We start from the raw sequence: 12,006 nt of genomic DNA, 5'->3' as shown, positions 1-12,006 counted from the left end.
AGGCACTTCGCCCTCGGGCCCCAACCGGTCGTATGTCCGGACCGGACGTGAACGACATCGCGCACGTCGCCGCCGAGGAGACCAGGGAAGTGCGGCGGGACCTCAGACAGACGCTGCTGTCGGGGCTGGCGCTGACGGTCCCGTTCCTGCTCACGGTGCTGGTGCTGATCTGGGCGCTGGGGTTCGTCGCCGGCGCCCTCTCGCCGCTGGTCGGCGTGCTCGTCGCCGTCGGCCCCGGCGGGGAGATGAGCACCTGGGTCGTCCAGTTGCTGGCCGGCGCCATCGTGGCGGGGTTCGTGTTCGCCGTCGGCTTCGCCGCCCAGCACGGCCCGGAGACGCACATCGCCCGCCGGTTCGACGTGCTCATGGAGGACCTGCCGGGGATCGGCTCGATCTACACCAGCGTCGAGCGCATGAGCGACGTGATGGTCGAGGGCGACACCGAGAGCTTCCGCGAGGTGAAAATCGTCGAGTTCCCCCGCGAGGACTGCTTCGCGCTGGCCTTCCTCACCGCGAGCGCGCCGGCCACGATCGAGGAGGCCGCCGACTGCGGGGAGATGGAGACCGTCTTCGTCCCGATGGCGCCCAACCCCGTCATGGGCGGCCACCTCGTCAACCTCCCCGAGGACCGGATCTTCGACGTGGACCTGTCCGTCGAGGAGGGGATGCAGGCGGTCATGACGACCGGGATGGCCATCGACGAGAGCGTGGAGGAATAGCGCGGATATCGACGTATCGCCGGGTTCGCCGAACATCCCACCGGGAACTCCGAGTTGACCCGTCGAAACCGGGTGAGAGCCGTCTTGCGGCCGGACGCTGGCGTGTCAGGCGTCAGCCGACTCGGACTCGGTGAGGGGTTGTTCGCCCCGGAATCCGGCCATCAGTTCGTCCATTATGACCTCGTTGTCGGCGACCAGTCGCTCGCCGAGTTCCCGCTTCTGTATCAGCGAAAACACGATCGAGACCAGCTTGAGCTGGACGTTCACGTAGAACCAGACGATGGGGCGGACGACCAGTCCGGAAAGCGGGATCGATCCGACCCCCTCGCCCATGGAATAGGCGAGTTCACGCCGCTCGTCGCCGGCGAACACCATCTCGGAGTTGTCAGACATACCTCGTGAGGCTCTCGACTGTCGAATAAACGTTCTCACCCGAGTATTGGTTCTGATACTGTTTCTGTCAGATGATGTCGAGAATCGGCGCGGCCCGCACACTGCCGGCCGACGACTTACCCCCTTCGCGCCCCTCGCCCCGGTATGAGTCTCGACGGCGAATCCGCGCCCGAGTTCGAACTGCCCAGCACCGCCGGCGACACCGTCTCGCTGGACGACGAACTGGAGGAGGGGCCCGCCGTCGTCCTGATCAACCGCGGCGTCTGGTGTTCCTTTTGCGCCGAACAGCTCCAGACGTTCAGCGAGGTGTCCTACGACATGTGGTTCCACGACGACGTGAGCGTCGTCCCGGTCGTCCCCGACCCGCTCCCGAAGGTGACCGAGATGCGCGACCGCTACGACCTGCAGATCCAGCTACTGGCCGACCCCGACGGCGAAGTCTGCGAGCGCTACAGCGGCACCGAACAGACCAGCCACGGCCTGACCGGCAAAGCCGGTACCTACGTGATCGACGAGTCGGGGACCGTCCGGTACGAGGACGTCTCCGACACCCCGGCCGACCGCACGTACGGCAACTGGGTGCGCTACTACATCCGCAACGACTACGAGCCGCCGTTCTGACGGGCGAGCGGTCCTTCAGGCGTGGCCGATCCAGAGCCGCCGGATCCCGCCGTCGCTGACCTCGTAGACCGCGAGCGCCTCCCTCGGCTCTCCCGGTGGTGCGCTCATGAACGGCGTCGAACGGCCCCACGTCACCCGGCCCGCGAACTCGCAATCCAAGTCCGGATGGGCCTCGAAAGGTCCGGCGTACTGCTCACGGCCCGCCTCGCGACCCTCCGCAGTCCTGCCTCACCCGGCAGCGGCGCGACGACCGCGTTTTCGGCGAAGGGGGTGATTTGCAGTAGACCAGACTATCCATAACTATCTAGAAGGGGGTTACTAGCAACAAAATTATGCAACCTGGTCGTGATAGATTTTTGAAATGAAACGGAGTAAGGTAATACGAAATTCAGAAGTACCGTGATGGGGCCCGAAAAGCCGGGCTGCAACGGAAACAACCCCGGTTTCTGGAAAACGTTCAATATCGCACAGTCGGGTGAGGAGTGTACCGACGGGGTCTATCAGTCCACGGAGAGTAGAATTGTCGGATTCATGTACGACGAGTTGTAACCGACCGCACTGGGGACCATCGCTCGACGCTGGAACGCATGACCACGCGACGAACGTATCTGACCGCGGTCGCCGGGGCGGTCGCCGGGCTGTCGGGTTGTCTCGGCGGAACGCGGGACTGCGACATCGAGGGCAGGGCCGTGTCGAGTTCCGTCGCGGCGGGCGGTTCGTTCCCGAACGTTCGCGCGGACTCGCGGCAGACGGGCTACGTCTCGACGCGGGGAACAGACAGTAACGGCGAGAACTGGACAGTGGCGACTGGCGACCTCCCGCCGGAGGGACGGGGTGTCGTCGTCGCGGACGGCAACGTGTTCGTCGCCGGGGACGTACTCTACGCGCTTGACCAGGCCGACGGGTCCGTGCGGTGGTGTCGCAAGCCGGGGACGAGAACCCCCACGTCGCCGGCCGTCCTCGGCGACCGCGTGGTCGTCGCCACCGACCACGTGGCCGACGACGCGGGCGGACTGCAGGCGTTCGCCACGAGCGACGGGACTAGGGAGTGGCGAAACGGCTCGGTCGGGGAAGCTGACGAACCACCGACGGCCGCCGACGGGACGGTGTACGTGTCGGGAACTCGCGGCAACCCCGTCGTCAGTGCCGTCGACGGGTCCTCGGGTGCCCTCCGCTGGCAGTCGGACGTCGGGTCCGGCGACATCAGCGCCCCCGCAGTATCCCCAGCCGGCGCGTTCGTGCAGACGGACGGGCGGCTGCTGCGTCTCGCGCGGTCCGACGGGTCGGTCGACTGGACCGTCGCGACGGACGGGCCGACCGGTCCGCCGGTGGTTGCGGACGGGACGGTCTACGCGTCGCGCGGGCCGGCGACAGTCGGCGCCTGGGACGCCCGGTCGGGAACGCTCAGGTGGGAGTTCGACGGCTTCGCCGCCGCGGCGCGCGCCCGGTATCTCTGTGCCGCTCCGGAACGGCTCGTGGTCGCGTCGAAGACGGAGCGGGGGGGTGAACTCGTCGCGCTCCGGAGAGCGGACGGACGCGAACTGTGGCGACGGGACGCCGCCGCGCTCGCCGGGAGCCGTTCCGGGTCGGTCGACCCCTCGCTCGGGCCACCCCTCGCGACGGACGACTCCGTCTACGCGGGACTCGGTGCGGGCCTGCTCGCGGTGTCGAGCCACGACGGATCGACGCGATGGTATCGAGCGTTCCCGAACCGCGTCCACGAAGGGGACATGGCGCTCCCGGGCGACCCCGGCCCTCCCGCGCTGGCCGGCGACGCGATGTTCGTCCTCGCGGGAACCGGCACCGTATACGCGCTGGACCACTGACCCGCCCGCCGCGTGGCTCCGGTGTACGTCCGACCGGTCGCCCGAAACGGTGGCCTTTTGCTCGCGGCCGGCGCGCTCACAGGTATGACCGACGACAGCGGCGCGGACAGCGACGAGGGACTGACCTACGCGGAGGCGGGCGTCGACATCGCCGGCCAGGAGGCGGCGACGGCGGCGCTCGTGGGTGCCACCGGCGACTTCGAGGGTGACTTCGCCGGCCTGCTCGACATCGGCGACCGCTACCTCGCGCTGGCGGCCGACGGCGTCGGGACCAAGCTGCTGGTCGCCGAGGCGCTGGACGACTACTCGACCATCGGCATCGACTGCATCGCGATGAACGCCAACGACCTCGTCGCGGCGGGCGTCGACCCGGTCGCCTTCGTCGACTATCTGGCCGTCGAGGAGCCCGACGACGAGACCGCCGAGCAGATCGGCGAGGGGCTGGACGAGGGCGCCGAGCGCGCCGGCGTCGCGCTGGTCGGCGGCGAGACGGCCGTGATGCCGGACGTGATCAAGGGGCTGGACATCGCCGGCACCTGCGCCGGCCTCGCCCCGAAGGATGCCATCTTCCCCGGCGAGGCCGAGGCCGGCGACGTGGTCGTGGGGTGGCCCTCCTCGGGCATCCACTCCAACGGGCTGACGCTCGCCCGCGAGGCGGTCACCCGCGACCACGAGTACACCGACCCGTTCCCGCCGAACACCGACCGCTCCATCGGCGAGGAACTGCTCGAACCGACGCGCATCTACAGCGACCTGCTCGGCCCGCTCCGCGAGGCCGACACCCACGCGGCCGCCCACGTCACCGGCGGCGGGTGGACGAACCTCACCCGGATGGGCGAGTTCCGCTACGAGATCACCGACCCGTTCGACGCCCAGCCCGTCTTCGCGTTCGTCCAGCGGGAGGGGTCGGTCGACGACGAGGAGATGCACCGCACGTTCAACATGGGGACCGGCTTCGTGGCGACCATGTCCGAGGACGACGCCGAAAAAGTCGTCGAGGCGACCGATGACGGCCGGATCATCGGTCGCGTCGAAGACGGCGAGGCGTCCGTCGCGATCCGCGGGCTGGAGCTGTAGCGGGACGCCGTCGCTCTTTCCCGACGGCCCACGCCGTCGACGGACGTGTCGCTCGCCGTCGGAACCCGAAACACCAAAGCCGCCGAGCGAGCCACACCGGACCAATGACACCGACGCTGCCGGACGACGCCGACGAGTGGGCCGACCGGCTCCAGGCGCGACTCAACGACCGCGAGGCGTTCACCGACGCGGCGGCGGGCTTCGACGCCACCTTCCGGTTCGTCATCCTGCCGGACGACCGCTACGACGGCGACCCGGTCACGCTCACCGTCGTCGTCGCCGACGGCGCCTGCGTCGCCGCCCGCGGCAACGACCCCGACGCCGACTACGACTTCGGGCTGGCCGGCCCCTACGCGGTGTGGGTCGACCTGCTGGAGGACGAGATCGACGTCACCGAGGCCGTCATGGGCGGCTCGCTGGAGTTCGAGGGCTCGGAGATGGCGCTGCTCTCCAACCGCGAGGCGGTCACCGAACTCGTCCGGGCGGCCCAGGGCGTCGACGCCGAGTACGAATACTGAAACCGTTAAGTCCGGGCGGGGAGCACCGGGAGACGTGATCGACAAACTCGGCGCCGCCGGGATCGTCGGCGTGCTGGTCGTCGTCGCCGGTATCGGTCTGCTCGCGTGGATCAACCCGCTGATCGCCGCCGGGATGGGGCTGGTCGTCGCCGGCCTCGGCCTGCTGGTCTACGGGCTGGTCTCGAACCTGCTCGCCTCCTTCGGCATGGGCGGGATGGTCTAAGGGTACGCTTCTCCGACCAGCCGTCCCAGCCCGCGGCCGACGGCGTAGCCGGCCGCACAGACGACGAGGACGAACGCGACCGACGTGAGCAGCCGCTGGACCGCGAACCGCGTCGCGTCGGGCGGCGCGAGCAGACACCGGTCGGAGCCGTCGGCCTCCGGGAAACAGCCGTAGTGGAACGGCCAGTACTCGCTGCGGAGCGCGAGCGCGACGCCGGGCGCGCTCGTGGCGACGACCCCCTCGGGGACGTGGAACCTCCGGTAGCCGGCCGCGGCCGCGACCAGCCCGAGCACGCCCGCGAGGTAGAAGGGGACCGCCCCCCACAGCCACCCCGGCGGGAGGACGAGCCAGTGGGTGAGGAAGACGCCGCCGCCGAGCGCCAGCACGACCCGCCGGTGGGCGCGCTCCTCACCGGCTCTGCTCGCCGGGACCCGACCGGGCGGCCGCATGCGGGACACCCCGTCCCCGGACGGCAAAAACCGACCGGCCGACCGCACAGTCGCGGCGCTGGTCGTCCGGCCGGCCGACGGCGCCGCGCGGTCGCCGGGACGGCCGTGTCCCGGGGTCGCCGCGCTACACGATGTCGTCGCGCTCGAACACGATGTGGAACGCGACGACGTAGCCGAGGAAGGTCACGACCGGGTACAGCGGCCCGACGAACAGGCCGAAGCCGACCTCGAACGACGACTGCAACAGGTCCCAGAGGACCGACTCGAGGAACGAAACCCCGTAGATCGCCGCCGTCGTGCGGAGGAGCAGGTCCCCGCTGGTGCCGCGGGCGAACACCAGCAGTACCGACGCGATCACCGCCACCGTCGAGAGGTGACTGACCGCCTCGTACTGGATCCCCGACGGCGCGAACGCCCCGACGAGGTCGCCGTGCAACAGCGAGTTGAGCACGCCGACGATGAATCCCCCGAAGATGACGCCGAGCACCGCGATCCCGGCCGCCGCCGCCACCGATTCGACCCCTACCTGATCGTGTCGAACCTCTGCCATACGACCCCTCGCTCGCGCCGCCCTAATAAAACCCGACCCCGCGACGGCGGTCGTGTCCGGCCGATCGAGAGGGGTGCGGACCGTGGTCCCGTGCCCTCCGGACCGTCGTTCCGTGGCCGTTCGATCGCGACCGCGCGTCGATCGTGTTCGAACGAATAGCTATTGTGCTGTGCGGAACACGTCCGCACGATGGCACGCCTGGAACGGCTCAGAGTGTTTCCGGTCAAGGGGCTGGACGGCATCGACGTCGAGACGGCCGCGGTCCTCGACGGCGGGACGCTGCGGTACGACCGCGAGTACGCCCTCTTCGACGCCGACGGCGAGGTGGTCAACGGCAAGCGGACCGACCGGGTCCACGACCTGGCGACCGACTTCGACCCCGAGACGGGGACGCTCCGCGCCGAGGCGCCCGACGGGACGACCCGGGCGTTCGAGCTCGAACGGGAGCGCGAACGAGAGCGGGCCGCCGAGTGGTTCGGCGACTTCTTCGGGATGGGCCTCACGCTGGAGCGCGATACGGCACTGGGATACGTCGACCGCCGGGAGATGGGCCCGTCGGTCGTCAGCACGGCGACGCTCGAGGCGGTCGCGTCGTGGTTCGACGACGTGACCGTCGCGGGCGCGCGCCGGCGGCTCCGCGCCAACGTCGAGGTCTCCGGGGTGCCGGCGTTCTGGGAGGACCGGTTCGTGGGCGCCGACGCCCCCGCGTTCGAGGCCGGCGGCGTCCGCTTCGAGGGCGTCACGCCCTGCGGGCGCTGTGTCGTCCCCCAGCGCGACCCCGACACCGGCGACCCGGTCCCCGAGTTCCGCGAGCGGTTCGTCGAGCGCCGCGAGGCGACGTTCCCCGAGCGGGCCGACGAGGCCGCCTTCGACCACTACTACACGCTGATGATCATCGCCAGCGTCCCCGAGTCCGACCGCGGCGCGTGCCTCGATGTCGGCGACCCCGTCGAAGTCGTCGAGTGACCGGCGAGCCGCTGGTGGGTCGGCGTCCCGAACGCGTCGAGGGGGTCGCCGTCACGCCGACCGGTCCGACCGACACACGTCGCAGCCGATCGACCAGACGGCGACGAGCGCGACGACGACCGGCACGTGGGCGAGCACCAGGAGCGGGAGGACGAGCCGCCCGAGGTCCAGCGCCGCGCCCAGGCCCCTGACCGCCGTCCCGAAGACCGGGAGCGACGCCAGCGCCGCGAGGGTGATCACGCCCCGGAGCGGGAGCGACTGCTCGTCGATCGCGCGGTGCAGGTGGCGGACGTGGTCACGGATCACGGCCGACCCACCCCCGTGAACGGCCCGTCGGTTCCGGCGGGTTGCGCTCCGACCACGTTTTAGGCTGGCCTAAAGTCATGCGGATACCGATCCGACGAGCGGGGGCAAGAGGATTGGTGCGAACATCTTCCCGGGCGGGTTCGACGCGCCGGCGTCCGGACACCACGGGTCCGTCGAGGGTCGACGGCGGGCGGTCGGCGGGTCCGTCAGGCCTCCGCGGAGTCGGCCGGCAGCCGCTCGGCGGCCCGCGGGAACAGCACGTTGTTCTCCTTGTGGACGTGCATGTGGGTGTCGCGTTCGAGGCGTTCGAGCCGCTCGAGCATGCTCCGGTAGCTCGCGCAGGCGTCCCCGGGGACAGCGTAGTCGTCGGTCAGCTCCGCGATCCGGTCGAGACGGTCGGCCGTCGCGGCGTGGTCGTCCTCGAACGTCCGGATCGCCTCGCGGAGCCGGGCGGCCTCGTCGGGGCCCAGGGACTCCCCGCGGTCGAGTCGCTCGACGACCGGGAACAGTTCGGTCTCTTCCTCCTCGATGTGCTCGCGCATCTCCCCGGCGAGGTCGGCGAACTCCGCCTCGAGTTCGCGGAGTTCGGGGTGGTTCTCGCCGTGGACCCGGGCGACCTTCGCGACCAGGTCCTCGAGCGCGGGCAGCTCCTCGCGGAGGTAGTCGTGGTGGGTCTCTACGACGTGGTCCGCGAGGTCGGCGAGGTCCGTCCAGTCGTAGTCCGCGTCGGCCTCCCGGTCGCGCGTCTCCCGCAGCCGTGCGCGGACCTCGTCGACGGCCAGGTCCGCCTGGTCGCAGGCCGTCGCCAGCGTCCGGTCGCCGTCACAGCAGTAGTCGAGCCCCAGCGACTCGAACGCCCGGGCGCAGGCGGGCGTCTCCTCGACGAGCGATGCGAGCGTGCGGTCGGGGTCGATCTCGGTCATGGTGTGGTGGTCGGTCAGAACGGCGCGTCGGGCGTCTCGTCGGCCGCACCGTGGTCGGCGCCGCCGTGGTCGTGGCCGTGGCTATGATCGTGGCTGTGCCCGTGCCCGTGTCCGTGGTCCTGTTCGGCGGCGTCGGCCTTGCCGATCAGTACCCTGAACTCGCCGGGCTCTTTCTGCCGGTACTCCCACCGGAACTGTGGCCCCGCCTCGGCCTCGAACTGGTGGTAGAGCGGCTTGGGGTCGTGGTCGTTGACGAGGACGAACCCCTCGCCGCCCGCCAGGTCGGCGTACGCGTCGAAGATGGCCTCGTGTCGCTGCGCCGGCGGCCGGTCCCGCACGTCCAGCACCTCGACCACTTCGAGGTCGTCGCCGACCGTCACCGAGTCTGACTCCGCGTCGGTCGCTTGCGCCGCCCCGGCGGCGCCACATCCTCCGGCATCGTGCGCTCCGGCAGCCTGGTCCCCGGCGTCGCTCGCTCCGGCGTCCCGGTCCCCGGCGTCGTCGGCCTTCGTGATGTGGACGCGACAGCGGCCGGGTTCGCTCTCGACGACCTCCCAGTCGAACGCGTCGCCGTAGCGCTCGCGGAACTCCCGGTGGAGCGGCCGCGGCTCGTGCGGGGCGACCAGTTCCATCGTCCCGCCCTCGGGGATCATCCCGTAGCGGTGGTGGATCGTCGGGTGTCGCTCCGCCTTCGGGATCTCCCGGATGTCGTACCGCGTGACGACGTCCCCGGTATCGCCCTCCGACACCCCGGTCTTTGCGATCTCGACGCGCCACGCGTCGGCGCCGCGGTCCCTGTACTCCCACTCGACCACGTCGCCGTGCATCGACGTGAGTTCGTGGTACAGCGGCTTGGGGTCGTGGTCGTTGACGAGGACGAACCCCCCGCCGGGGTCGAGTTCGTCGAAGATCGACAACAGCGCCTCGTGGCGCCGCTGGGGCTTCAGGTCGCGGACGTCGACCGCCCCGCGGTCGCCCTCCAGCGGCTCCCCCCTGGTCACCTCGAGTTCCCTCGGTTCGGCGTCCGGGTCGGCGTAGGTCCACTCGAGTCGCCGGTCGTGCTCGATCTGGTAGCGCACCAGGTCGGTATCGACGTCCCGGTCGGCCACCACCGCGACGGACTCGCCGACGTCTACCGCCGCCAGCTCGTCGAAGAGTGTCTGCCGGGACTCCTCGTCCGGATACTCGCGCAGGTCGAGTGCTGGTCCCATCCCCCGATCGTTCTCGGACCGGCCGTAATACCCCGTTGGCGAATCCCTTCGGGTCCGGGTGGTTGCCGGGGCGAGCGGCGCGGGCGGTGGTCCGCTGGCGGCGACGACCGCGGCCCCCCCCGCGGGTCGCGGCTGTTCGACCTCGCCGGGCGCGACGAAACCCGGTGGGGCGAGCAGTCGGGGCGACGCCGGTCAGTCGCTCTCGCCGCGGTCGCCGGCGCGGTGTTCGCTGATGAGCCGGTCGACCATCTGGGCGTTCTGCTCGCGCTCCCGTTCCTCGGCGCGGTCCTCCCAGTCCGCGACGGCCGCCTCGATCTCCCGCTCGCGGGCGACCGCGAGTTCGTCGACCTCCTGGACGGTCACCATGTCGGCGGGCGCGACCGGGATATCGTGCTTGAAGAGGATCTCGTCGGCCACGTCCGAGAGCCCGCCGTTGCGGAGCACGAGCTTCGGGTCCACGTCGACGACCTTGTCGGCCGTCGAGGCGCCCGCGCCGGAGGCGTCGCGGAACATGACCACGTCGTCCTCGGCGAGCCCGAACCGCTCGTCGGCGTCGTCGATGGCGTCGCTGGTGAACTGCTCGACGACCTTCACGGGCGTCAGCCCCTCCTTGGCCTCCGACACGTCCGCGAAGTTCGAGTGGTCGAGCTTCCAGAGGGCCTTCAGCCGCTCTAACTTGCCCTCCAGTTCCTCGATCCGGTCGTCCTTCTCGTCGATCTCGCCCTGCAGGCGACGGTTCTCCCGCTCCAGCCGGGTGACCTCCCGGTCCTTGCGGGCCTCCTTGCGCGTCTCCGAGCGGGCCTCGGAGAGCTTGCCCTCCAGGTCGTCGATCTCGGCGTCCTTCTCGTCGATCGTGTCCTCGAGGCTCTCGACGTGCGATTGCAGCTGGGCGACCTGCGATTCGAGCTGGGAGATCCGCTTCTGCTCGGGCGACTGCTCGTTGTCCGGCTGGTCGGGCTCCGCGCTCTCGTCGCCGCCGTCGTCGCGGAGGTCGTCGAGGACCGTCTCGACGCTCTCCCCGCCGGCGACGACGCGGGCGACGACCGGTCCCACGTCCTGGCCGGGCGGGACCTTCGCGGCGATCCGCTCGAACTGGTCTTTGTGGGCGTCGAAGGCCCCGAACGCGGCGGCCATGGCGTCGCGTTCGTGGTCGTTGTCGTAGCCCTCCTCGCGGGTGCGGTGCTGTTTCACGTCGACCGGGAGGTCTCGGTCGGGCGTCCAGCCAGCGGCATCGAACGACCGCCGCAGTTTCTCGACGGTCGAGGGCATCGGCGTCACGTCGGCGGCGACGATGACGGGGCGGCCCCGCTCGACGATCCACTCGGTCACCTCGGCGCTGTCGGCGGTCCTGGTACTCAACACGTCCAGCACCTCGCCGTCGAGGCCGACGATGGCGACCGCGGTGGTGGTGCCGGGGTCGACGCCGACGACGACGTGGTCGCGGCGCTTGGCGAGCGGACGGAACTCGATGCCGTCCCGGCGGACGCGTTCGACCTCGACGCGCACGTCGCCGGCCCGCTCGTTGGAGACGGGGATGTCCCGCGGCCGCCCCTCGACGGTGAAGACGGCGTTGGAGAAGCCGCCGTACTTCTCGGTCACCTCGCGCTCGTAGTCCAGCCCCGCCTCCTGGAGTTCCGACTCGACCTCGCGGGTGCGCTTCTTGACCGAGCCGTGGATGCGGCGGGTGTAGCGGTCCTCCGACCAGCCGCCGCCACCGCCGGTCGAGCGGCCCCGCGAGACCTTCACCTCGGTCTCGTCTGTGAAGGCGGAGACGACCTGGCCGACGTTGTTGGCGGCGAGGCGGGCGGCCGCCTCCGCCTCCTCCATGGGGTCCTTGCCGTAGGGCACGTCGTGGCGGTTGGCGACGCGGGAGAGCGGCTCCGGCCGCTCGGCGCCGGTGACCTGGACCAGCGTCGTCTCGTCGGGGAGTTCGCCGAGGAAGTGGACCAGCGCGTCCTTGTTCTCGGCGAGTTCGTACATGTTGTCGGTGGCGACGATGGCGGGCTGCTCGTCGCGGATCAGCCGGCGGAGCTTCCGCCGGGAGACCACGTCCCGGTCGACGTGCTCACCGTCGAACGCGACCAGCGCGTAGGAGACGTCCCCGCGCACGTCGCCGCTCTGCACGTCCACCCCGAAGACGACGGCGTCCAGCGCACTCGTACGGGTGCTCACACGCACGCGTATGCAACAGGCGAATATAAACCCGGCGCGGGTCCCGACCGGA

The 12,006-nt window shown here is 70.4% G+C and carries 14 protein-coding genes; 7 read left to right on the top strand and 7 right to left on the bottom strand.

Translation table 11 applies throughout. From position 1 onward, the window contains the following. Positions 1-32 precede the first annotated feature (32 nt). Complete coding sequence (locus ACMGFG_RS02315; protein ID WP_436928740.1) at positions 33-719, top strand: DUF502 domain-containing protein; 687 nt, start codon at positions 33-35, stop codon at positions 717-719. A 105-nt stretch (positions 720-824) separates the two neighbouring features. Here ACMGFG_RS02315 and ACMGFG_RS02310 read toward each other — a convergent pair whose 3' ends face one another. Beyond that, positions 825-1,112, bottom strand: a complete 288-nt coding sequence (locus ACMGFG_RS02310) for a hypothetical protein (RefSeq protein ID WP_436928739.1) — start codon at positions 1,110-1,112, stop codon at positions 825-827. A gap of 144 nt (positions 1,113-1,256) precedes the next feature. Between ACMGFG_RS02310 and ACMGFG_RS02305 the strand changes: the two genes are divergently transcribed. The 5 genes from ACMGFG_RS02305 (at position 1,257) to ACMGFG_RS02285 (ending at position 5,377) form a co-directional block, all read left to right on the top strand. Further along, positions 1,257-1,733, top strand: coding sequence for a peroxiredoxin family protein (locus ACMGFG_RS02305; RefSeq protein ID WP_436928738.1), 477 nt, complete (start codon positions 1,257-1,259; stop codon positions 1,731-1,733). 587 nt (positions 1,734-2,320) lie between these two features. Next, positions 2,321-3,559, top strand: coding sequence for an outer membrane protein assembly factor BamB family protein (locus tag ACMGFG_RS02300; protein WP_436928737.1), 1,239 nt, complete (start codon positions 2,321-2,323; stop codon positions 3,557-3,559). Between the two features lie 84 nt (positions 3,560-3,643). Beyond that, a complete protein-coding gene (gene purM, locus ACMGFG_RS02295) occupies positions 3,644-4,636 on the top strand; it encodes a phosphoribosylformylglycinamidine cyclo-ligase (protein WP_436928736.1) in 993 nt (330 codons plus the stop codon). A 104-nt stretch (positions 4,637-4,740) separates the two neighbouring features. Continuing rightward, the gene (locus ACMGFG_RS02290) at positions 4,741-5,154 is read left to right on the top strand and encodes an SCP2 sterol-binding domain-containing protein (RefSeq protein WP_436928735.1); all 414 of its coding nucleotides are present in this window, start codon (positions 4,741-4,743) and stop codon (positions 5,152-5,154) included. Between the two features lie 34 nt (positions 5,155-5,188). Beyond that, complete coding sequence (locus ACMGFG_RS02285) at positions 5,189-5,377, top strand: DUF7470 family protein (RefSeq protein ID WP_436928734.1); 189 nt, start codon at positions 5,189-5,191, stop codon at positions 5,375-5,377. Here the strand turns inward: ACMGFG_RS02285 and ACMGFG_RS02280 are convergent. Together ACMGFG_RS02280 and ACMGFG_RS02275 are read right to left on the bottom strand one after the other, a co-directional pair. Beyond that, on the bottom strand, positions 5,374-5,826 hold the full coding sequence (locus ACMGFG_RS02280) for a hypothetical protein (RefSeq protein WP_436928733.1): 453 nt from the start codon (positions 5,824-5,826) through the stop codon (positions 5,374-5,376). The genes ACMGFG_RS02285 and ACMGFG_RS02280 overlap by 4 nt on opposite strands. 124 nt (positions 5,827-5,950) lie before the next feature. After that, complete coding sequence (locus ACMGFG_RS02275) at positions 5,951-6,376, bottom strand: hypothetical protein (protein ID WP_436928732.1); 426 nt, start codon at positions 6,374-6,376, stop codon at positions 5,951-5,953. 189 nt (positions 6,377-6,565) lie between these two features. Here ACMGFG_RS02275 and ACMGFG_RS02270 point away from each other — a divergent pair, with 189 nt between their 5' ends. Then, entirely contained in the window at positions 6,566-7,342 is a 777-nt protein-coding gene (locus ACMGFG_RS02270) for an MOSC domain-containing protein (protein ID WP_436928731.1), read from the top strand. 51 nt (positions 7,343-7,393) lie between these two features. Here ACMGFG_RS02270 and ACMGFG_RS02265 read toward each other — a convergent pair whose 3' ends face one another. From ACMGFG_RS02265 to ACMGFG_RS02250, 4 genes are all read right to left on the bottom strand, one after another. Beyond that, the gene (locus ACMGFG_RS02265) at positions 7,394-7,648 is read right to left on the bottom strand and encodes a hypothetical protein (RefSeq protein WP_436928730.1); all 255 of its coding nucleotides are present in this window, start codon (positions 7,646-7,648) and stop codon (positions 7,394-7,396) included. 206 nt (positions 7,649-7,854) lie between these two features. Further along, the gene (ric, locus tag ACMGFG_RS02260) at positions 7,855-8,571 is read right to left on the bottom strand and encodes an iron-sulfur cluster repair di-iron protein (protein ID WP_436928729.1); all 717 of its coding nucleotides are present in this window, start codon (positions 8,569-8,571) and stop codon (positions 7,855-7,857) included. A 14-nt stretch (positions 8,572-8,585) separates the two neighbouring features. Beyond that, positions 8,586-9,782 (bottom strand): DUF2249 domain-containing protein, encoded by a 1,197-nt coding sequence (locus ACMGFG_RS02255; RefSeq protein ID WP_436928728.1) that lies wholly within the window; start codon positions 9,780-9,782, stop codon positions 8,586-8,588. A gap of 192 nt (positions 9,783-9,974) precedes the next feature. Continuing rightward, positions 9,975-11,954, bottom strand: a complete 1,980-nt coding sequence (locus ACMGFG_RS02250) for a DUF460 domain-containing protein (protein ID WP_436928727.1) — start codon at positions 11,952-11,954, stop codon at positions 9,975-9,977. Positions 11,955-12,006 lie beyond the last annotated feature (52 nt).

It is taken from the genome of Halosimplex halobium (genome assembly GCF_051414055.1).
GTDB lineage: Archaea > Halobacteriota > Halobacteria > Halobacteriales > Haloarculaceae > Halosimplex > Halosimplex halobium.
This window is presented reverse-complemented; position numbering and strand designations above follow the sequence as displayed.